Here is a 20,344-nt window from a genome sequence, read left to right on the forward strand (position 1 = left end):
CGTTGTAATTAACTATTTTCAGTGTTTTTAAATGTTAACATAAGTTAAATTTTCTGGCTATAAAGACTAAAGTTGCTCATGATTTTGGCTTGAAATCTGCAAAAATCGAAAGATATAAATCGTTTAATTAAAATCATTTTTATCGACAAAAATTTATACAATTCCCGCAATTCTTCAGGTAAAATTTCGCCCATTTTTTAAAACAATAAAAGAAGTGAGTTATGTCGCAAAATACTAATCCGGTGCCAAAAATTGGCTTCGTTTCACTCGGCTGCCCAAAAAATCTGGTGGACTCAGAACGTATCTTAACTGAACTACGTACTGATGGTTATCAAGTTGTTCCAAGCTACGATGATGCTGATTTGGTCATTGTAAACACCTGTGGTTTTATCGATAGCGCGGTACAAGAATCGTTAGAAGCGATTGGCGAAGCGTTAAACGAAAACGGTAAAGTCATTGTGACAGGATGCCTGGGTGCAAAAGAGAATCAAATTCGTGAAGTTCATCCGAAAGTTTTGGAAATTACGGGGCCACACAGTTATGAGCAAGTGTTAAGCCATGTTCATCATTATGTTCCAAAACCTGAACATGATCCTTTTTTTAGTTTAGTGCCTGAGCAGGGCGTTAAGTTAACACCAAAACATTACGCTTATTTAAAAATATCAGAGGGTTGTAACCATCGTTGTACCTTCTGCATTATCCCTTCGATGCGGGGTGATTTGGATAGTCGCCCAATCGGCGATGTGTTAAATGAAGCGAAACGTTTAGTGGCTTCTGGCGTGAAGGAACTCTTGGTTATTTCACAAGATACCTCTGCTTATGGTGTAGACGTTAAGCATCGCACGGGTTTTTGGGATGGTCAGCCAGTAAAAACAAGCATGGTTGGTTTATGTGAGCAACTCGCTTCTATGGGGGTTTGGGTGCGTTTACATTATGTCTATCCTTATCCACATGTGGATGATGTTATTCCACTTATGGCAGAAGGTAAGGTTTTACCTTATTTAGACATTCCTTTGCAGCACGCAAGTCCAAAAATTTTAAAACTGATGAAACGCCCTGGGGCGGTGGAAAGAACGTTAGAGCGTATTAAGCGTTGGCGTGAAATTTGCCCTGAGTTAACACTGCGTTCTACCTTTATTGTGGGCTTTCCAGGTGAAACAGAAGAAGATTTCCAAATGTTGCTCGATTTCTTGACTGAGGCGAAATTGGATCGTGTAGGTTGTTTCAAATATAGCCCAGTGGAAGGCGCAAAAGCGAATGAGCTTGCAGATCAAGTTCCAGAAGACGTCAAAGAAGAACGTTATCATCGCTTTATGCAATTACAACAGCAAATTTCAACCCAACGACTGCAAGATAAAATCGGTCATAAAATTCTTGTTATTATTGATGAGGTTGATGACGAAGGTGCTGTGGGCCGCAGCATGGCGGATGCACCTGAAATTGACGGCATGGTGTATTTAAACGGTGAATTTGAGGTAAAAGCAGGGGATATCGTTAAAGTGACCGTTGAGCACGCCGATGAATATGATTTGTGGGGTTCTCTCGTTACCGAGTAATAAATAAGCACGCGTTATATCTTTTAGAGGCTACTTATTGTTTAATAAGTAGCCTCTTTTGGTTTCATTTTGAAAAGGTTTTCTGTTTTTATGCTTGAAATTGACGTAAATCAAACAATGGAAATCTATCAATAAATAAATTGATCTGGGATATAAAAATTAAATGACAACTTGACATAATCAGACAACTCTTATCGAAGAATAAGGATAATTATGTCGGCTCATTTATTATTTCCTACTACACCAATAAAAGAAAACACAGCTTATTTAGATGATAATGAGCTTCCCATTTCGTTAATCCGCGATACGATTTTAGCGGGGTTAGCAACACTTCATGATCTTAATGGTGATATTACCTTACTGAGTGTTCAAGGTGAGACACTATGGTTAAGCCAAAATGCACAAGACAATTTTGCTATAGCAAATTTTTTATTAGGCGAAATGAGTCCAAACGCTCAGGAACGGCTTTTTTCCGATCCTATCGAGTTGCATGGTAAATTTTATTATTTGGCGCCAGTATACTCATCATTCGGTGAATTACTGCTGATAGTGGCTTTATCAACCTCTGATATTCACAGCAATATTTTGCTCGCGCTTCTTCAAGCATTGGCTAGAGAGGCCAGCGAAAAGTTGAAGCTGCAATCTTATTTACAGCCACCAGTTTTGAGCAAACTTGAGGGCTCCTGTATTGCTGATATGAATATCCAGTCAGTTGAAAAGGCGCTTATCATTGAAGTAGCAAGAACCTGTAGAGGTAAAATTCAGCAAATGCACCAGATTTTGAACATGGGAAGAACAACTCTATGGCGAAAAATAAAACAATATGAGATTAATATTAAAGAATATAAGTAATAAAATTTGATATTTTTGGTGTGGCGAATGTAAAAAAAACGCTTCAGCGTATTTTTAGATGAAAATGTGTCATTTAAAATAGCTGAAGCATAAAAGGCTGACTAACATTTACTGCAAAGAACTGCCACAAGTGGCTATATTGAGATAAAGAGCAATGAAAAAGAGTGTACATTATCTTTCAATATTGCTTGCCAGTATGTTAATCGCAGCCTTAATTTTTTAGTTTAAGAGGAAGGATTTCAAAATAATGTATGGGGGTAGTGATACTTAGATTTTTACCATTGAGTACCTGACGGGGTTATACGGTATAAAAACATTACTCTATTTAACATAGTAAATAAACAATGTGATTATTACAACTGTAACCATTAATTAACTTAAGTACGTTTTATGCAATGATTGTGTAATTATAATAATTCTTATTTATGAAAATAAATGGGTATTGTGAAACTGATAGCACATTAACCTATAATTATCTAAATTCTTATGTATTAATATCTTTATGACAATTGAATATCTGACGGTTTAAAATTAAACCATCAGATATAATGACTGCTAAGTTGTGAAAACATGTAATATATATTACATATTCTTTGAATAGGTATTAATATAATCGTATTCTTGAATAAGTTGTGGGAGTGATTTTATACCTAGTTTTGTATAAATATTCGAGCGATGCACTTCAACAGTTCTCGGGGATAACGAAAGTTTTTCAGCGGTTTCTTTGCTTGTATTACCTTCTAGAATCATATCCATTATTTCCCTTTCCCTGACTGATAAACGCTCAAACTTATCAGATAGATAGGTATATTTTTTGTGGTTTTCATGTAAATCTAGGAATTGTTCTGTAGCGCTACCAATTGCATTAAGGATCTCAATATCCTTGAATGGATAAGGAAAAAAGTCATAAGCACCAGACTTAAAACTTTCTCTACAGAGGCTAACTGAAGGCTCCTCAGCAAGGACGATAAAAGGAACAATACCAAAAGTATTATTTATATTGGTTAATCGGCTAATACGATTTTCGTTATTGTTTAAAAATAATAAAATACATTCCCTCACATTACTTTCTGAAGGGTAAGTATAATTACTAATAAATGTATCTTCATTATTATAAAACTTAAACACGAAACCAAATGATTCCATCATTAATTTCAGTTTATTCTTAAAGACATTATCACTATCTATGATTACGTGAATGGTGTTATTCATCACCATACTCCTGTTGAACTGATTTGATATTCATATTAATTTGATAAAATAAGTAGATAAATATCGCTAAAAATAAATTTGGCAATAATGTTTTCTACAGAACGTTGTTTTTTTTATTAATGTATTACTGACCTTAATTTATATTAAAAGTATCATCTAGTTAAATTTAATATAAAAATGGAAACAATGGTTAAAGTTTGTGTCAATGCGTAAGAATCGATTAATCCAATGTAACAATTTAGGTGCTTTTACTTGTTTGACGAGTTTTTTTTGCCCGCAAATCAGATGGAAATTTTTATAATCTGGTTCAATAATATCTTAAATAGTCGGTCAAAAAAAGCCTGACTAGTATATTTTATACAATTTTGCTAAGTGAAAGTATCACGCACGGATTGTGTGAAGTTAAGGTGCTTTTTATGTCTGGCATGATAGAATTTAATTTCATCCACTGTGAACGAGTGAATATACTTAATGGCTTCTTTAAAAGATGTTGCTCAACTTGCTAACGTATCGTTAATGACAGTTTCTAGGGCAATAAATAGCCCTGAATTGTTAAAACCAGATACCTTGAAACAAGTACAAAAAGCAATTAACGAGCTCAACTATGTTCCTGATTTTTCCGCGCGAAAAATTAGAGGGAAAAGTTCTAAGGTTTCAACGGTTGGTGTGTTGGCGTTGGATACAGCCACAACGCCTTTTTCTGTTGAAATTATCTTGTCTATTGAGCAAACTGCAAGGCAATATGGTTGGAATAGCTTTGTTGTTAATATAACATCCAGTGAAGATAGTGATAGAGCGGTTCGCCAGTTATTATCACAACGGCCTGATGGTATTATTTTTACTACCATGGGGCTAAGGGAGGTCATTATCCCTGAATCGTTACACCAAAGCTTTTTGGTCTTAGCGAATTGTATTGATCATAATAAGTCGTTTCCAGCCTATATTCCTGATGATTTTAATGGGCAATATAAAGCTGTCATCCGCTTAATTGCTAAAGGTTACCGAAAGCCATTATGTTTATACATACCAAAAGAAACATTAGCAGGAAAAATACGCCGAGAAGCAGTGGAAACAGCGTGGAAAAATTCAAGTTTATCTCTCGATGATTTAAAACAATATCACCTTGAGTTTGGCGATGAGCACTATATTGATATTGTAGCTATAATTGATTCTCATTTTGATAATGGAAAGCCTGATTTTGATGTCATTATCTGTGGGAATGACCGTGTGGCATTTTTAGCCTATCAAATTTTGTTAAGTAGAGGCTTACATATTCCAAATGATATTGCGGTACTCGGTTACGATAATATGATAGGGGTTGGTGATTTGTTTTACCCACCTTTAAGCACAGTAGTATTACCACATTATCAGATAGGGCAACAAGCTGCGCTACATATAATAGAAGAGCGCCAACGACAAGATATTCAATACGTGGCATGTGATCTTCTTGAGCGCAGCTCGTTTTAATCCTATTGAAAATAGCTCATTAATGTCGCTGTTTATCTAATTGCTTTTTTGAGTGGCCAGTAAGTGGCTTTTTTCAAGAAAGCAGTCTGGTTTATTGTAAATAATTGCAGTGCACTTTTTCCTATATCAGGATATATGCGGCAACTAAAATTAATTTCGCCATCATTAATAAAAATTTCTAGGCATGAATTGTCAATAAATGCCTGAATTTTTAGTAAGTTAGTTTTTGGCAACGGCACACAACGACTATCACTAATGATATATTCAGGGTAGTGTCGCATTAAGGTTAATTGTCGGTTTTGGTTATCGATATAAAACTGCGCACCTGTTCCAATCCAAAAACCAAACTTTTCGGCTGAGGAGCTTTGTTCTAAATCCCAAATTAGTTCAATCTCACAAACAGAGGCATCTTCATTCAGCAAATATGTGGTGTTTTTGGGCAGGCAGGTTTGGGGGAAATGTTTGGCGGTTTGCCGTAATGTTTTTAATTCCTCAATGGGATTAGCAATAATTTTACCTTGATTAGATAACGTGAGTTCCCTAGGTACAGTAAAGCAGCCGGACCATCCATGTTGATTTGAAGGCATAGGGCTTTCCCACATATCCATCCAGGCAATAGCAATTCGGCGGCCATCTTTTGCTAAAAATGTTTGTGGTGCATAAAAATCCTGCCCAAAATCTAATTCAGTAAATTGTTGAGTAATTTGGTATGTGGAATTAGGGGACCAACGCCCAATTAAATAACCATTTTGATAGAGGTTCCGATATTGGCAATTTTTTGCTTTTTTTCCTTGGGGCGAAAATAAAGCGACAAATTGGTCTCCAAGGGGAAAAAAATCAGGGCATTCCCACATATAAACATCTTTATCATCAGTTTTAGCGAGCACTTGGTAATTGGGATCCCAATGGTATAAGTCTATTGAATTAAACAAGAGAATTTGCCCTTGATTCATTACATCTCGCGCTCCAACGACCATCCACCATTTATCATCTTGCCGCCATACTTTAGGGTCACGAAAATGCATATATCCTTCTGGGGCAGGAAGAATTATCCCTTTTTTTACGAAATGAATGCCATCATCACTAACGGCTAAGCACTGAGATTGTTGAATATTGTTATCATTACCTTCTTCTTCTAACCAAATATGCCCCGTGTAAAATAAATACAGTTTACCTTCGTGACTGACCGCAGAACCTGAGAAACAACCATCTCTGTCATACTCTTCACTTGGTGCAAGTGCTATCGGTTGGTGCTGCCAATGTACCATATCAGTACTTGTAGAATGACCCCAATGCATTGGCCCCCACATTGAACTGTATGGGTGATGTTGATAAAAAGCATGGTATAGACCTTGATGATAAATCAAGCCGTTAGGGTCGTTCATCCAACCTGCTTGAGGTGCTAAATGGTAGTGCGGATAAAATTGGGTATTTATCAATTTTGCATTATTTTCAATGAATTGATTTGCTTTTTTGATGTTTTTTTCCATGATGGCTCCTCAATCTTTTTCGTGAACAAATCGGAAATGGATAAACGGGGATCGATAATACGTGCGTTTTGTAGACGATCTCTTTATACTCTTAATGTTAACGTTAACAATGAAAGTTTACTAGCTTAAATTTTTTTGATTTAGAAATTAAGGGGAAAAAAATGAAAATCTGGGCACTGGGTGATGCAGTTGTTGATTTGATCCCATTAGATAATATGCAATATCAAGCTTGTGCAGGCGGTGCGCCTGTAAATGTCGCGGCTGGTGTTGCTCGGCTCGGCTGCCAAAGTGGATTTATCGGTAGGGTCGGTGAAGATGCATTTGGCCATTTTATGCAAAAAAGCTTATTTGACCTTGGCGTTGATACGCAATCAGTGGAGTTTGATGAACATTATCGAACTAGCACAGTATTAGTCTCGTTGCATGAAAATGGTGAGCGAGAATTTGCTTTTTTAGTTTCCCCTTCAGCTGATCAATTTTTAAGTTCTAGAAATTTACCTAAATTTGGTCGAGATATTTTGCATTTTTGTTCGTTAGCGCTTGTGCACCCAATTTGCCGAGCTTCGCTAACGGAAGGTGTAATTCAAATCAAGCAAGCGGGGGGGTTGTTAAGCTTTGATGTGAATATTCGCCCACAAATGTGGGAAGACCATGAGGAAATGCGCCAAGTTGTTGATACCTTTGCGAGACAAGCGGATATTTTAAAGCTTTCTGATGATGAATTACTTTGGTTAACAGGTGAAAGCTCATTTGATAAAGCCATTGAGAAATTACAAGATTATCCAGCGCAGTTAAAAGTTGTTACTCAAGGCTCACAAGGGTGCTATGTCGTGACGCATGAGTTCCACATGGCGGTTAGTGCTTATTTGGTTGAAAGTGTTGATACGACTGGAGCAGGGGATGCATTTATGGCTGGCTTACTTGCTGCGATTGAAAAATTTGGCATGGTAAATACGAAAGAAGAATTGATGACAATTATTTCTCAGGCTGCGGCGTGTGGGGCATTAGCTACAACCAAAAAAGGCGCGATTGCAGCAGCACCAACTCCACAAGAACTTGTTGAGTTCTTGCAGCTTCAGCCACCACTACATCAAAAAACGGTATTTTAATGCAAAGAATTCGCGTGCAAATAATAAGTGGTTGGGTCTGCCGCTTTTTATTTGCACATAATCTGGAATGAATCGATATAGAATGGGGGGCAGCGACATTTGATTTTCTTAAAATTGGCGTATGATGTGATGCTAATTTTACTTTATTAGACTTTCTTGTAGGTTAGATTATGTTTCTGCGTTCAGGAGTGGCTTTAGCTATTTTTTCCTATATTTTATGGGGGATAACGCCTTTATTCTATCGTTTACTCCCTGAGGCTGAGCCGCTAGAGCTTCTCGCAGAGCGCCTTATTTGGTCTATACCATTATTGTTTTTAATCCGCTTAGTCATTAAAAATAAATCAACGTGGAAACAAATTTGGGCGGATAAAAAATCAATCATTCTTTGTCTTTTTAGTTCGTCTGTAATGGCTATTTCATGGACGACATTCACATATGCACTGACTCATGGACAAGTGCTAGCCGCAAGTTTAGGTTATTTCATTAACCCATTATTTTCTATTTTATTGGGGGTTGTTTTTTTACGTGAAAGGTTAGTTTTTGCGGAAAAAATGGCCGTCACATTTATTTTGGCTGGGGTGGGGTATCAAATCTGGCAGTATGGTGAATTCCCAATTTTAGCATTAGTGATGGGAAGCGCCTTTGCTGTATATGGATTGATCCGTAAGTTTATTCGGTTTGATGTTATTAGCTCATTGTTTTTAGAAGCATTATGGTTGTTACCTGTCGCAGTGGGGATTACTTGGTGGTTATCGTCAAAAGGGTTGAGCGCAGTGGAGGCGGGGGATTGGCAGCTTCGCGCTTTGTACATGCTAGCAGCGCCAGTGACGATTATTCCATTACTCTTCTTTACCGCAGCGATTAAGCGGACATCACTTACAGTTATTGGTCTGGCTCAGTATATAGAGCCAACAATTCAATTTTTACTCGCCGTATTCTTATTTAATGAGTTATTTGATTGGGTCAAAGGAATTAGTTTTTCATTAATCTGGATTGGTTTGCTATTTTGTATTTTGGCGTTATTGCATAAGCAATATACTCAGTTTTCCCAGAAAGAGCCTTTTATTACAGGGCGGGATGAAACTCCTCAGAATTAGAAAATATTTCATTTAATTTCAAAACGCTATGTATTTTATCATGGCCTTTTTATTTCCCGAATAGCAAAGGCAAACGTTTGCGTATATAATCTTCAGCACTATTTTCGCATAGAAGGTCATCAATCATGGAACAGCTAGGAACCGCACTTTGTGCATCTGCAACGAAAGTTATGTTACTGGGCGCGGGAGAGCTAGGTAAGGAAGTTGCCATTGAATGCCAACGCTTAGGAATCGAGGTGATTGCGGTAGACCGCTATGAAAATGCACCTGCTATGCACATTGCTCATCGCAGCTATACCATAAATATGTTGGATAGCGAGGCATTGAAGCAACTCGTTGCCTTGGAAAAACCTGACTTTATTGTGCCTGAAATTGAAGCGATAGCGACAAAAACATTAGTTGAATTAGAAGATGCTGGGCAAAAGGTTGTGCCCTCAGCTAAAGCTGTTTTTTTAACAATGGACAGGGAAGGTATCCGTCGCCTTGCAGCTGAAACATTAGGTTTACCAACATCTGAATATCATTTCGTCGAAAATAAACCTGATTTTATTGAAGCTGCTGAAAAAATTGGTTTCCCATGTATCGTAAAGCCCGTCATGAGTTCATCAGGAAAAGGGCAAAGTGTTATTCGTTCAAATGCGGATTTAGAAAAAGCGTGGAATTATTCTCAAGAAGGGGGCCGTACAGGACAAGGCCGAGTTATTGTTGAGAAAATGGTTAACTTTGATTTCGAAATAACACTGTTAACGGTTAGTGCTGTCGATGGGATTCATTTTTGTGCTCCTGTAGGGCATCGCCAAGAAAAAGGTGATTACCGTGAATCTTGGCAGCCACAAATGATGAGCGAGAAAGCCTTGAGAAAGGCTCAAGATGTTGCAGCGAAAATTGTATCTGCGCTAGGGGGCTACGGCTTATTTGGGGTTGAATTATTTGTGTGTGGTGATGACATCATTTTTAATGAAGTTTCTCCACGCCCCCATGATACAGGAATGGTAACGCTGATTTCGCAAAACCTTTCTGAATTTGCTTTACATGTACGTGCATTCTTAGGTTTTCCAATTGGTCGAATTCGCCAATATGGGCCAAGTGCTTCAGCTGTTATTCTTCCTGAGCTTCACAGCCGAAATGTGGTGTTTTCTAATATTAAAGATGCACTAGGCTCTGATATTCAATTGCGTTTGTTTGGTAAACCTGAAATTGCAGGGACTCGGCGTTTAGGTGTTGCATTAGCCACTGCTGATTCGATTGAAACTGCGCTGGAAATGGCAAAAAAAGTGGCAGTGACAGTGACGGTATCTGGTTAGTTTTTCAGTATGAAAAAAGGGAATAGTTTCCTATTCCCTTTTCTTTCTGCTTATCTTTAATAAGAGTAATTTCTTCTATTGATCATCTTATTTACAGATGGCGCTTAATGCCCTTACAGGTGAGTCTTCTGTTACTGCAATCGATTCAAGTCCTGTATAGTTGATTGAACATTGGCCTGATTTATTACCCCATTTAATATCAATGCGGCCTGAGTCTGGTAATCCACTCATATAAAGCTGGCTATTAGAGCCTACAATCCCAGTATTGATATCCGCATCATTTTTATCATTAGAAACCAGAGTTGCGATTGCACCAAATGGTGGCATTTTACCTTCATGGCTGAGGTTAATAATGACCTGATAACCGATTTTTGTTTTAAATTGACGTTTAATGACCGCGCCTTCAGTAGGGTATACCATCATTGAAGTATCTTTAAAGGTCACATCATCAGGTAATGTATTTACGTTAACTGAGATTTGGTTTGCAGTATTACTCGATAACTGTGGAATAATAGCATTACCAAAGTAGTCAAACTTAGCACCTGAAGATAACGCAGTTCCCCTTGAACCATCGGCTGTAACAATCGCAATCGTATCCCCCATATTTGGTGATAATGAGATACCATTTGAGTGAGCGACAATTCCACCACTTAAACCCGTATTAATTGAACGGTTTGAGTCAGAATAGCTATAGCCAGCTGATACTGTTGAGGTATCGGCTGAGTAGGTCGCATTCAAACTCCCCCCATAATTATGATTGTTGTTGTCGTAGTTTTGGTATAAACCATAACTTAATTTACTATTTAGGGTGTTACCCGTTAAACCTGCTTGGTGTCTTGTATTACCGTGATTATCATGAGTTATACCATAACGTGCACTCATAGCCTGAGCCATTTCGCTATTGCTTAACATACTCATAGGGACGGAGATATCAAAAGTAATTACACGGTTTTGAGGCCATGACTTATTCTCATTCTTAACACGGTCAATAGTATAACCGATGCTGTAAGAGATCCCTTCAAAGTTGTTATTGTAACTCAAGCCTAATGTAGTGTTAGAACGCTGGTTCCCCCAGTACGAATTTTTTGCTGCTCTAAGTGAAAGGGAACCATAAGAGTCAAATGATTGGTTAATTGATGTTTGGAAACTATAGCGCTCCCTCGAGCCAGTCCATGGTGCTAAACCATCTTTAATGTCATAGCCTGAAATATTATAGTCAGCAAAGGAATAGAAGTTTTCCGACGTAAAACGTAACGCTGTTAAGTCAAATGATGTTCCTGTGGAGAGCATACTTTTTGAATAACGGACGCGGTAAGATTGGCCTTTAAGATTTTTGTTTGAAAAACGCGCATCTGAGTGAGTAACGTCACCGGATAATGCACCTAAAACGCCCAAAGATAGTCCTATCCCGCCAACAAATGAATTATAACCATTAGCAACTAATACACCACCGTAGGTGGTAATATTATGCGGCAAACCGATACTAAATGAACCTAAAGTGAATGTTTTCTTTGCTGAATCAACGGAGATCCCACCATTATAGCGTCCCGCTGCGATTTCATAGTTATAAGATCCTGGACGCTCCATAATTGGCAGTGATGAATATGCTTGTGTGAAAACAGTTTGTTTACCATTTTCCTCTTCAACTGTGATTTCCATATCCCCAGCTAAACCACTGGCAGGAATATCACGAATAACAAAGCGTCCCGGTGCAACAAAGGTCTGATATACAACACTACCATTCTGACGAACGGTCACTGTTGCATTAGAATTCGCAAAACCTTCAACAAGAGGGGCGAAACCTTGTAGACTATTTGGAGAAAGTCTTGGATTTGATTTTAAGCTTGCCCCTTTCATTGGAATGGCATCAAAAATATTTCCATCCGTTGAAACTTCACCAGCTCTTAACGTTGATTTAATTGCATTAATTGTTCGGTAAACATTTGTATTTGAAAAATCAGAGTTACTTGAGCTTGGCCCATTACTCATTTTATTTTGGTTATATAAGTAATTAGTTCTAAAGCGCCATGGACCAATATTGATCCCTGGGTTTAAATTGAGGAAAAATGAGTCTGACGTTGATGTTTTTGAGCCATTCTTACCTAGCTGACGATTTTGGTTATAGTTCATCACATAATTCATGACGAGTGCAGTTACACCATCATCACGTAGCTCAGGTGGAACATAACCAGAATAGTTTGGAACTAAAGCAATTTGTGGAATTGATAGACTAACCGTTAATATTTGCGGGTCGAATGTTGCCGTAGCATCTGTAATATAGTCAGATAAATTGGTAATTACTGCATCATCTGCGAGTGATTTAAATTTAGGCAAGACAGTGGTGTTCACACCAAAAGTTCTTAATTGAGCAACTGTAAAAGTGGGTACAACATTCCCATTTGATTGTTTTTCAAAAAGAATATGGTGCTCACCAGCAGACAGCATGTTAACTCTAATTGCAACATCATAAGTGCCAGGTGTTAGAGTGTTATTACTAGCAAAGTCATTTAAATCGATTTGTGATACGTCGATTCCACTACCATGCATTAATAAACCTGGGTCGAAATAGGATTCGGCATGTGCAAAAGATGGGGTCATTGCATAGCAACATGCAAAAACCTCTAATGCGATTATTTTTATTTTTATCCCTTTCACAACATCACCATTCTTCGTTTAGTTAATCAAGTTCCAAAAAAAGATTAATTTGATGATTCTTTATCAAGCCCCATCAAATACTCATTTGTAAATCGCCACTCAATTTTTCCAGTATTATTGTTCGGTAGCGTAATTTCTTTTGTTGAAAATGGGGGCAGTGTTATTTCTCTGTCGCCATTTTTAATGTTTGTACCTGCAACCTTTAAATACTCAAATGTAAAATAAAAAGGCGTCGGGTTTTCTAGTATCAATACATTATTTTTTCTTGTGACTTTGATATCTTTTGCTAACTTATCAGTTTTTAAGTCTTCAATCTTTTTAGGGCGGTAAAGCAATTTAAAATAGAAATTAGGTATGATATTTAACTGAACACTATTTTCTTTTTTGTTTTTATCTTCGCTGGGAATGCCTCTAATACCTATCCAAAAAATACTTTCTCTATCATCAGGGAGAGCCTTGTTGTTAACTTTGTTTCCTGTTCGGCGTATATTCCAAGATGTTTGTGTGTTTGCTTCCAGCATTTTTAATGGCGGCAAAATAACAAAAGGTACTATTTCGGATGCTTTATTTTCCTTAGGTAGTAATGATTCATGGTCAGTATTTGCTATCCAAGATTCCATTAGATAACTATTGTTGTTTCCATTTTTCAAATCAACACTAATCCCACCAGAATCACTTTCTTTATAGACATAGCGTTGAAGCGTAAAATCAAATCCTGTTGTATTATCTGCTAGTGTGGTATTTGAAAAGCATAAACCTAATAAAAAAAACGAAAGAAATTTATTTTTGAGCATTTTTAGTACCGTTCAAAGTTATTGGGGTGGTTTTTGTTTCTCCACCATAATCATTAATGATACTCCATTCTATTTTTGATACTTTTTTGGTTGTTTTTATGTCAAAAGTAGAAAATGGTGGAACCATTGGCGCCCGGTCGCTGTTATAAGGCACTCCATCAATCCTTATATTTACTAAGGTGTAATAATAAGGTGACGGGTTTTTTATCGTAATGATGTTGTTAGCCTGTGTTGCTGTCAGTTTGTCAATATATTCATTGACATGCCCTTGAATTCCATTTGGGCGATAAAACATTTTTATGACTATTTTTGTGGATAAATTAAATGTTGTACCAACTTGGTTACTATTATCATTACTATTTTTTTGTTTTGTCTCAGGAATAAAATTAACCATAAGATAAAACAAAGATTCTCTATCGTTTGGTAAGTTACCTAATGATTGAGGAATAATTTTCAGTGCGTTATTTGATTTTTCTTTTAAGGTTACAATTGGCGGTATAACCGTAAAGTTCTCACTTGTTGCACTTTCTGTTTCGATATTGGTAAAGATTAAACTTTGGACTAGATATTTTTTATCCGCAGTATTATTCGCTGTAATACTTTGACTTTTGTCGTCTTGTTTAAAAATCACTCTTGAATGGTCAAGAGAAACTGCTGCAAAAGTGCTCTGTGAGGCTAATAAAGTTATCAATAAAGACTTAATAAACTTTTTCATATTCATTTCCACTGTATATTATTAATCGGTGTAATATCCAATAGTTAATTTAGCAGAAAAATCACCATCATTTGGTTCACAATCAGCTTCTGCACAACGCAATCTTGCTTCGATCATTTTTATATCACTTGTGCCTTGTATATTGTCCCAAAGTACTGAAGCTGCGCTTGGCTTTATTGAGCTACTCTCATTGACACTGACTACTCGATTGTTATCAAGTAACTGAACACCAATGACATCATTTGGGTTATCATTGAAAATGTTATTGCGTCCAGCTAAAGTGTTTCCTGATGCAATATAGACAATCGCTGTATTTTGATCTGCAGTTGTGCAGTTTTTCAAACCAATGGGAAATTGTTTAACGACATTATCACTTTTTATGTCGCTAGTTGTGGTAATTCCAGATTGGTTACCGAATATAATTTCATTCGGGACATCTATTTCACACGTTTTTGATAAAAATAAAACAGAAAAATCATAGCGAACTGAATTACCATCATCTGCTGTAGACAGCGAAGATGCGGACATGATTAAAAAAGTCAGTAATGCCTGTTTTATTTTTTTCATGAACCTCAATCCTGATAATATTCAAAAGTGACCGCTGCATTTGAATCGCCTGGTGTTACATCACTATCTCGTTTAACAAGGCTAACTCTGTAATTAATTTCTATTGAATCGTTAGTTGTTGATGGAAACGTTGTAATGCTTTCATCATTAATCTGCTGACAATTTTGGTTGTTTTTATCGCAGGATTCAAGTAGAAAACCCGTTTTAGTTGTATCATTTAATCCAAAAAAAACGCCATTATCAAATTTAGTGGATGCTGCTGATTTAGATTTAATTTTAACAGTTCGTTCTGTTCCCGCAGGAAAATTTTTACACGCAATAGTATATGAAAAGCTTTCGGTACGAATAGGCTGTTTAATTGGCTTGCTATTAACATCTGATGCTACCAATATGCCGCTTTTATTAAAATCAATGTTTTTATCTAAATCGTTGTTATCATCAAATTCACAAGTCCCTTTGATAATTTTTGTTTTGAATTGAATTTGGCCATTTTGAGCTAAAAGTTGGCTAGAAAATACAGTAATACCCAAAACAAGTACTATTTTACTGAACAGTTCCATGGAACTCATCATATCCTCCAAGGTCATTAATGATAGCCCATTTGACAGAACCATTTTTATTTTGACTCGAGTAGTTCATTTCAGCAAAAGGTGCAATGACGTTATTTTGCTTATTTAGTTTTATAATTTTGTTATTAACATACAGGCCTGCTAAGTTAATATAATAAGGGGAGTCATTAACTAGCTTGACACCATTTGCTGTGCTCATTGTTTTTACACTACTAAAGGCGACAGATTGCTCCATAGAAAGATTGGCTGGGCGGTAGAAAATTTTAACCACATTTTCTAACCCTACTTTTACACCATCACTACCTTTATCTGACTCAGGTACATTTCTTGAGTGGAAATAGTACATAGACTCCCTATCTTTAGGGAATTTACTTGGTATCGCTTTTATTTTAATAATATTTTGTTGTTTAGGTGCGAGCTTAAAAATAGTTGGCGTTACAACAAAATAACCCTCTAATGCGGTTTTACTACTGAGCTGTTGTGTAATGAAGTTTGCAACTAAGTAAGACTTGTCATCTTCATTTCGAGCTGTTATTGAAGACGTATTGGTTTTTTCCTCAATGACAATACGTGTTTGGCTTAACCCAACACCAGCTTGAGATGCAAATGAAAAAGTCATTAATATAAAAGCTAAGGATTTTAATTTTATCATTTTTTATTTCCTTTATTGCAGGCAGTAAATTAATACTGCCTGCTCAACTAGCTAATTAACTAAAAGTAGTTATTAGTCGTATGCAACGCTGAACGTTACTGGAACATTTAATTGCTGTGCAGTAGCCTCAGTAGTTGTTGCGTACAGGCTTGCAATCATTGGAACGACGATGTCGCCAGTGCCGGTAATTTTCAGATCAGCGATTTCAGTTGCTTCATTCGGTGTCAGGTCAACTTTAGTGCCTTTAACTGCTTCTGCTTGTAATTTAACACCGATTTGTGATGCTTGAGCATCAGCAAACATATCAGAGTGACCCGTTAATACTTCACCAGAAGCTTGGATTGCGATAGAACCAGTTTGCTGATTGGTGCTGTCGTCGTAAGGTTTAGTACAGTTATTTAATACTAAAGAGAAGTTTTCACTTGAGATTGCAGCTGCAGTGCTCAGACCTTTAGTTTTATGTGTACCTAAGCTAATTAAATCTTTTGAAACACTAACGTCACAAGTTTCTGCAACTAAACGTGCGTTAAAGTTAACAGTTGCATCTTTAGCCGCGAAAGCTTGTGAAGAAAGAGCAACAACAGCTAAAGTACCGATGAAAGCAAGTTTATTTAATTTCATAATAATCATTCCTAAGTATGTGAGAGAACTAATCTTAATTTTTAAGGTTTATATCTTTTTTTTCATGCTATATATTAAGTTTTAATTAGTATTTTCAGAGTTTGAAAATTTATTATTTTATTGAAATAGGATAGAGGTAAATAATCTAGGTTATTTATTCTTTATTTATTTATAAAATAATTTTTTTATTAAAAACTTAATTTTTTGAATTTGGTCTGGCTATTTGCAAACTCTCGTTCGCTGTGTTCGTGAATAATATTAGTTGTACTCATATAAGTTGTCAAACTAGTGAAAAATAATTTTATTATACATTTTAATAGTTTTCAAAGTGTTATTTTCCATTAATATCAATGTATTGCGTTTTTTTTGTGTTCCTATTGTTAAACTTTTCTGATGTATTCAGTTTTTTATTCTGATTAATATCATAAATGGCTGCATATAAAGTTAAATGTACTAACATTAATACTTATTCATGTTTTGTCTCTGTTTTTAACACTTGAGGTGGGTATTGAGGGCAAATGTTACGAATAAATAATAGGTGTGAGTAAAATACGTATAAATGAGGTGTTTTTAATATATTTATTAATATTATTGACTTTTTAACTCTGAAGTCTATTTAGATTTGTCGTTATTTAAGTTTAAATACTTAGGATGATTCTTAATTAAAATTGAAATTTGGTTGAGAATAATTTAATAATATTCCTAAGACAATTCTTATTCAATGCCAATATTTCTTTTTTTTCTTAGTTTCATTAGAGGCGCTCTTCTGTATATTGGTACTTTCATTTAAATAAAAGAAAGGTATATCATGAGCCAACTTACCATTCCTGATGTTGCTTTAGTTGATAACAGCGAACAACGAACTCCCCTCGTCTTAGTATTAGATTGTTCAGGTAGTATGCACGGTGAGCCGATTAACGAACTAAATGCTGGCCTGCAACTGCTCGAAAAAGAACTCAAAAACGATGTTATTGCCGCCAAGCGTGTACGGATACTGGTCATTCAATATGGTGGAAATGACCAATGCTCTCTTATTGGCGACTGGTGTGATGCTATGGATTTTACCGCCCCTATATTAGAAGCAAACGGTACGACCCCTACAGGGCAAGCGGTCATGGTTGCATTAGATGAAATTGAAGCTGAAAAACAACGTTTCCGCCAAGCTGGTGTGGCTTATACACGACCTTGGTTATTTTTAATGTCAGATGGGGCTCCGACAGATTTATGGGAAGAATCAGCTCAAGTTTGCCGTCAGGCGCAAAAAGATCAAAAAGTGGCGATGTTCCCTATTATGGTTGATGGGGCAAGTGCACAAGTTATGGGCGAATTTAGTATTGCAGGCCTAAATGGCGTGAAAAAGTTGCAAGGATTGCAATTTAAAGAACTGTTTTTATGGTTAAGTGCCAGTATGCAAGTGGTTTCCCAATCGACACCTGGTGGTCAAGCACAACTTCCTTCAACAGATAGCTGGTCAACAGTGTCGGTGTAATCTATGAGCTGGTCAATTTATTGCGCATCAGTTCAAGGGCGCTCTCATCAGGAAAATAATCAGCCTTGCCAAGACGCTTGGTCTGTAGAACATACTACAAATGGCTTAGCGGCTTGTGTGTGCGATGGTGCAGGCTCTGCTCGTTATAGCGATGTAGGCTCACGTTATGTTTCAAGGTTATTTGTTCAGCGGGTATCTGAATTTGGTGATGTTGACTATTTAACTATAGAAGAAATACGACCTGTTATTTTTCGCACACTGAGTACTATTCGCGAACAACTGCTTTCCCTTGCAAATGATAAGCAGGGGGAATTAAAGGATTTTGCGTGTACGCTCGTTGCTGCATGGGTTGGCAAACGCCAAGGTTTTCTTTTTCATTTAGGTGATGGCGCGGCCATCGCTTCTTACCAGCAAGATGGCCAGCTAATTGATACAGTTTCGGTGCCTGAAAATGGGGAATATGCTAACCAAACATGGTTTTTAACCTCAAATGATTGGCAGGAACATTTACGCATTACACCTATCACCGAAAAAATAGAGCGGGTCATTTTAATGTCTGATGGCGTACAACCTTTTGCCATGAATAAGAAATGCGATGCCCTCTACCTTCCTTTTATTGAGCCAGTTACTCGATTTTTGCAGCAAAATGATGAGCATACAGGTAGTGAAGCCTTAAAAGGGACACTTGATGATCCTCGAACGTATTCCATTACAGGGGATGATAAAACCTTATTCGTAGCATTTAGGGAAATGTAATGACGGGGGGAAATAAGATAAAACTTGTCGATGGGCAAGGGCAAGTTATCCTGCTGGGTAAATTAATTAAAAGTGGTGGGGCGGGGAGCGTTTACCATATTGCATCAGCGAAGGGGCAAGTTGCTAAGCTTTACCACGACAAAATTGATAAAACGTTATATCGCCGAAAAACATCGGCAATGTTAGCGTTAAAACCAAACTTACCACCGATTACTGACACTGCCATTCCTGTTATTCAACTGGCATGGCCGATTAGCCAACTATTTAACCAGAAGAAACAGTTTGTCGGCTTTACCATGCCTGAGTTGGATGTGAATGCATCCATTGAGCTTGAATATATCTTGCAAGAAAGACAGGCGAGAGCAAATAACTTACCCGTTGGGTTAGGCGCCAAAATCCAACTTGCAACCAATTTAGCCATATTGGTTGACGCCATTCACCAACAAAATCACTTTATTATTGATATGAAACCCGTGAATTTACGTTTTTATCGGGAAAGCTTATATGTATCAATGCTAGATTGCGATGGCTTTAGTATTCAAGGAAAACAAGAACGTTTTGCTGCGGGGCAATTTACGGTCGATTACCTCGCCCCTGAATTCCAAAATGCGAAAAGTGTGCCCCAATCGCAAGAATCCGAGCAAGACCGATTTGCTTTAGCGGTGATTTTATTTCAATTATTGAATTTTGGTATTCATCCATTCTCTGGTCGCCCTTTACATAACCAAGTACCAAATGATTTACCTAGCCGAATTGCAGGGAAATATTATGCGTATGGGGTAAAGGCGCATCAAGGTATTAGCCCTGTCCCAACCAGCGGGCATACTTTCTTACCCGATGATATTCGACAATTGTTTGATAAAGCGTTTAATGGTGCGCCAGACCAAAGGCCGAGCGCAGCGCAGTGGGTGCAGTGTTTACGCCCTTACGCGTTGCGTAGTCAGAAAAGGATGGTGGTATGCAGCAAAAATAATGAACACCAATATTTTTCTGGGTTGAAATGCGCTGCTTGTGAACGGGTTAAGCAATTAAAAGTTGCCAGCGAAGCGCTGCAAAAAACACGGCAACAGCAAAATATACAGAAAGTGCAGGTTAGAGGGCAAACTCAAACCCGTCGAGTTGTTCGCCCACAACCCATACCACCAATCACCTTTACACCGCCTGCGTGGTTTGCAGCCATCAAAAGGGTGCATATTTACACATTCCTTGCCATCGCTATTCCTTTATTGATGGCATTTATTGTTAGTAGTATTACGCAAAATATGAAACCGGAAACATTATCGCCTACGGCTTTTTATCAATATTGGGCGCAGGAGGCGTTTGAGTCTGATGTGGCGCTGAGTATTATCACGCTGGTTAGCATATTGGGTCTAAGCCTATTTTTCTGGGTGGGGCTCTTTTTACCCATCAAGTCAATTTTGACTAAGAAACCCTAAGGA

At 37.2% G+C, this 20,344-nt stretch carries 18 protein-coding genes; 9 read left to right on the forward strand and 9 right to left on the reverse strand.

What is annotated here, in order from left to right; all coding sequences use genetic code 11:
• Window positions 1-221 precede the first annotated feature (221 nt).
• A complete protein-coding gene (gene rimO / locus AC4IFT_RS00275) occupies window positions 222-1,556 on the forward strand; it encodes a 30S ribosomal protein S12 methylthiotransferase RimO (RefSeq protein WP_490734488.1) in 1,335 nt (444 codons plus the stop codon).
• A gap of 213 nt (window positions 1,557-1,769) precedes the next feature.
• On the forward strand, window positions 1,770-2,408 hold the full coding sequence (locus AC4IFT_RS00280) for a helix-turn-helix domain-containing protein (protein WP_490734491.1): 639 nt from the start codon (window positions 1,770-1,772) through the stop codon (window positions 2,406-2,408).
• A gap of 582 nt (window positions 2,409-2,990) precedes the next feature.
• Here the strand turns inward: AC4IFT_RS00280 and AC4IFT_RS00285 are convergent.
• The gene (locus tag AC4IFT_RS00285; RefSeq protein WP_490734493.1) at window positions 2,991-3,620 is read right to left on the reverse strand and encodes a response regulator transcription factor; all 630 of its coding nucleotides are present in this window, start codon (window positions 3,618-3,620) and stop codon (window positions 2,991-2,993) included.
• A 471-nt stretch (window positions 3,621-4,091) separates the two neighbouring features.
• Between AC4IFT_RS00285 and AC4IFT_RS00290 the strand changes: the two genes are divergently transcribed.
• On the forward strand, window positions 4,092-5,087 hold the full coding sequence (locus tag AC4IFT_RS00290) for a LacI family DNA-binding transcriptional regulator (RefSeq protein WP_490750335.1): 996 nt from the start codon (window positions 4,092-4,094) through the stop codon (window positions 5,085-5,087).
• 32 nt (window positions 5,088-5,119) lie between these two features.
• On the opposite strand, the gene AC4IFT_RS00295 is transcribed toward AC4IFT_RS00290, so the two are convergent.
• On the reverse strand, window positions 5,120-6,577 hold the full coding sequence (locus AC4IFT_RS00295) for a glycoside hydrolase family 32 protein (protein ID WP_490750336.1): 1,458 nt from the start codon (window positions 6,575-6,577) through the stop codon (window positions 5,120-5,122).
• A gap of 161 nt (window positions 6,578-6,738) precedes the next feature.
• Between AC4IFT_RS00295 and AC4IFT_RS00300 the strand changes: the two genes are divergently transcribed.
• The 3 genes from AC4IFT_RS00300 to purT all read left to right on the forward strand — a co-directional run bounded on the left by AC4IFT_RS00300 (window position 6,739) and on the right by purT (window position 10,087).
• On the forward strand, window positions 6,739-7,686 hold the full coding sequence (locus tag AC4IFT_RS00300) for a PfkB family carbohydrate kinase (RefSeq protein WP_490750337.1): 948 nt from the start codon (window positions 6,739-6,741) through the stop codon (window positions 7,684-7,686).
• 170 nt (window positions 7,687-7,856) lie between these two features.
• A complete protein-coding gene (rarD, locus tag AC4IFT_RS00305; protein WP_490750338.1) occupies window positions 7,857-8,783 on the forward strand; it encodes an EamA family transporter RarD in 927 nt (308 codons plus the stop codon).
• A gap of 125 nt (window positions 8,784-8,908) precedes the next feature.
• The gene (purT, locus tag AC4IFT_RS00310) at window positions 8,909-10,087 is read left to right on the forward strand and encodes a formate-dependent phosphoribosylglycinamide formyltransferase (RefSeq protein WP_490750339.1); all 1,179 of its coding nucleotides are present in this window, start codon (window positions 8,909-8,911) and stop codon (window positions 10,085-10,087) included.
• 87 nt (window positions 10,088-10,174) lie between these two features.
• On the opposite strand, the gene AC4IFT_RS00315 is transcribed toward purT, so the two are convergent.
• The 7 genes from AC4IFT_RS00315 to AC4IFT_RS00345 all read right to left on the reverse strand — a co-directional run bounded on the left by AC4IFT_RS00315 (window position 10,175) and on the right by AC4IFT_RS00345 (window position 16,660).
• Window positions 10,175-12,742, reverse strand: coding sequence for a fimbria/pilus outer membrane usher protein (locus AC4IFT_RS00315; RefSeq protein WP_490750340.1), 2,568 nt, complete (start codon window positions 12,740-12,742; stop codon window positions 10,175-10,177).
• Between the two features lie 44 nt (window positions 12,743-12,786).
• A complete protein-coding gene (locus AC4IFT_RS00320) occupies window positions 12,787-13,536 on the reverse strand; it encodes a fimbrial biogenesis chaperone (protein WP_490750341.1) in 750 nt (249 codons plus the stop codon).
• Entirely contained in the window at window positions 13,523-14,251 is a 729-nt protein-coding gene (locus AC4IFT_RS00325) for a fimbrial biogenesis chaperone (protein WP_490734509.1), read from the reverse strand. Before AC4IFT_RS00325 ends, AC4IFT_RS00320 begins: the two co-directional genes overlap by 14 nt.
• 21 nt (window positions 14,252-14,272) lie before the next feature.
• Window positions 14,273-14,818 (reverse strand): fimbrial protein, encoded by a 546-nt coding sequence (locus AC4IFT_RS00330; RefSeq protein ID WP_490750342.1) that lies wholly within the window; start codon window positions 14,816-14,818, stop codon window positions 14,273-14,275.
• A 5-nt stretch (window positions 14,819-14,823) separates the two neighbouring features.
• Window positions 14,824-15,378, reverse strand: a complete 555-nt coding sequence (locus AC4IFT_RS00335; protein ID WP_490750343.1) for a fimbrial protein — start codon at window positions 15,376-15,378, stop codon at window positions 14,824-14,826.
• On the reverse strand, window positions 15,362-16,039 hold the full coding sequence (locus tag AC4IFT_RS00340; RefSeq protein WP_490734519.1) for a fimbrial biogenesis chaperone: 678 nt from the start codon (window positions 16,037-16,039) through the stop codon (window positions 15,362-15,364). Before AC4IFT_RS00340 ends, AC4IFT_RS00335 begins: the two co-directional genes overlap by 17 nt.
• A gap of 72 nt (window positions 16,040-16,111) precedes the next feature.
• Complete coding sequence (locus AC4IFT_RS00345) at window positions 16,112-16,660, reverse strand: fimbrial protein (protein WP_490734520.1); 549 nt, start codon at window positions 16,658-16,660, stop codon at window positions 16,112-16,114.
• 808 nt (window positions 16,661-17,468) lie between these two features.
• Here AC4IFT_RS00345 and AC4IFT_RS00350 point away from each other — a divergent pair.
• Genes AC4IFT_RS00350 through AC4IFT_RS00360 form a run of 3 tightly spaced genes read left to right on the forward strand, consistent with a single transcriptional unit; the run spans window position 17,469 to window position 20,341 of the window.
• Window positions 17,469-18,149, forward strand: a complete 681-nt coding sequence (locus AC4IFT_RS00350; protein WP_490734522.1) for a vWA domain-containing protein — start codon at window positions 17,469-17,471, stop codon at window positions 18,147-18,149.
• Window positions 18,150-18,152: 3 nt separating this feature from the next.
• Window positions 18,153-18,905 carry a PP2C family serine/threonine-protein phosphatase gene (locus tag AC4IFT_RS00355; RefSeq protein WP_490734523.1) on the forward strand — a complete coding sequence of 251 codons (753 nt, stop codon included), beginning with the start codon at window positions 18,153-18,155 and terminating at the stop codon, window positions 18,903-18,905.
• The gene (locus tag AC4IFT_RS00360; RefSeq protein WP_490734525.1) at window positions 18,905-20,341 is read left to right on the forward strand and encodes a DNA-binding protein; all 1,437 of its coding nucleotides are present in this window, start codon (window positions 18,905-18,907) and stop codon (window positions 20,339-20,341) included. Before AC4IFT_RS00355 ends, AC4IFT_RS00360 begins: the two co-directional genes overlap by 1 nt.
• Window positions 20,342-20,344: the final 3 nt, after the last annotated feature.

Source organism: Providencia sp. UF-183, from assembly GCF_058246155.1.

What these genes read in the sequence shown, in the direction of transcription:
- rimO (WP_490734488.1), top strand. Translation starts at nt 222, where the DNA reads ATGTCGCAAAATACTAATCCGGTGCCAAAAATTGGCTTCGTTTCACTC.
- AC4IFT_RS00280 (WP_490734491.1), top strand. Translation starts at nt 1,770, where the DNA reads ATGTCGGCTCATTTATTATTTCCTACTACACCAATAAAAGAAAACACA.
- AC4IFT_RS00285 (WP_490734493.1), bottom strand. Translation starts at nt 3,620, where the DNA reads ATGAATAACACCATTCACGTAATCATAGATAGTGATAATGTCTTTAAG.
- AC4IFT_RS00290 (WP_490750335.1), top strand. Translation starts at nt 4,092, where the DNA reads ATGGCTTCTTTAAAAGATGTTGCTCAACTTGCTAACGTATCGTTAATG.
- AC4IFT_RS00295 (WP_490750336.1), bottom strand. Translation starts at nt 6,577, where the DNA reads ATGGAAAAAAACATCAAAAAAGCAAATCAATTCATTGAAAATAATGCA.
- AC4IFT_RS00300 (WP_490750337.1), top strand. Translation starts at nt 6,739, where the DNA reads ATGAAAATCTGGGCACTGGGTGATGCAGTTGTTGATTTGATCCCATTA.
- rarD (WP_490750338.1), top strand. Translation starts at nt 7,857, where the DNA reads ATGTTTCTGCGTTCAGGAGTGGCTTTAGCTATTTTTTCCTATATTTTA.
- purT (WP_490750339.1), top strand. Translation starts at nt 8,909, where the DNA reads ATGGAACAGCTAGGAACCGCACTTTGTGCATCTGCAACGAAAGTTATG.
- AC4IFT_RS00320 (WP_490750341.1), bottom strand. Translation starts at nt 13,536, where the DNA reads ATGCTCAAAAATAAATTTCTTTCGTTTTTTTTATTAGGTTTATGCTTT.
- AC4IFT_RS00325 (WP_490734509.1), bottom strand. Translation starts at nt 14,251, where the DNA reads ATGAAAAAGTTTATTAAGTCTTTATTGATAACTTTATTAGCCTCACAG.
- AC4IFT_RS00330 (WP_490750342.1), bottom strand. Translation starts at nt 14,818, where the DNA reads ATGAAAAAAATAAAACAGGCATTACTGACTTTTTTAATCATGTCCGCA.
- AC4IFT_RS00335 (WP_490750343.1), bottom strand. Translation starts at nt 15,378, where the DNA reads ATGGAACTGTTCAGTAAAATAGTACTTGTTTTGGGTATTACTGTATTT.
- AC4IFT_RS00340 (WP_490734519.1), bottom strand. Translation starts at nt 16,039, where the DNA reads ATGATAAAATTAAAATCCTTAGCTTTTATATTAATGACTTTTTCATTT.
- AC4IFT_RS00345 (WP_490734520.1), bottom strand. Translation starts at nt 16,660, where the DNA reads ATGAAATTAAATAAACTTGCTTTCATCGGTACTTTAGCTGTTGTTGCT.
- AC4IFT_RS00350 (WP_490734522.1), top strand. Translation starts at nt 17,469, where the DNA reads ATGAGCCAACTTACCATTCCTGATGTTGCTTTAGTTGATAACAGCGAA.
- AC4IFT_RS00355 (WP_490734523.1), top strand. Translation starts at nt 18,153, where the DNA reads ATGAGCTGGTCAATTTATTGCGCATCAGTTCAAGGGCGCTCTCATCAG.
- AC4IFT_RS00360 (WP_490734525.1), top strand. Translation starts at nt 18,905, where the DNA reads ATGACGGGGGGAAATAAGATAAAACTTGTCGATGGGCAAGGGCAAGTT.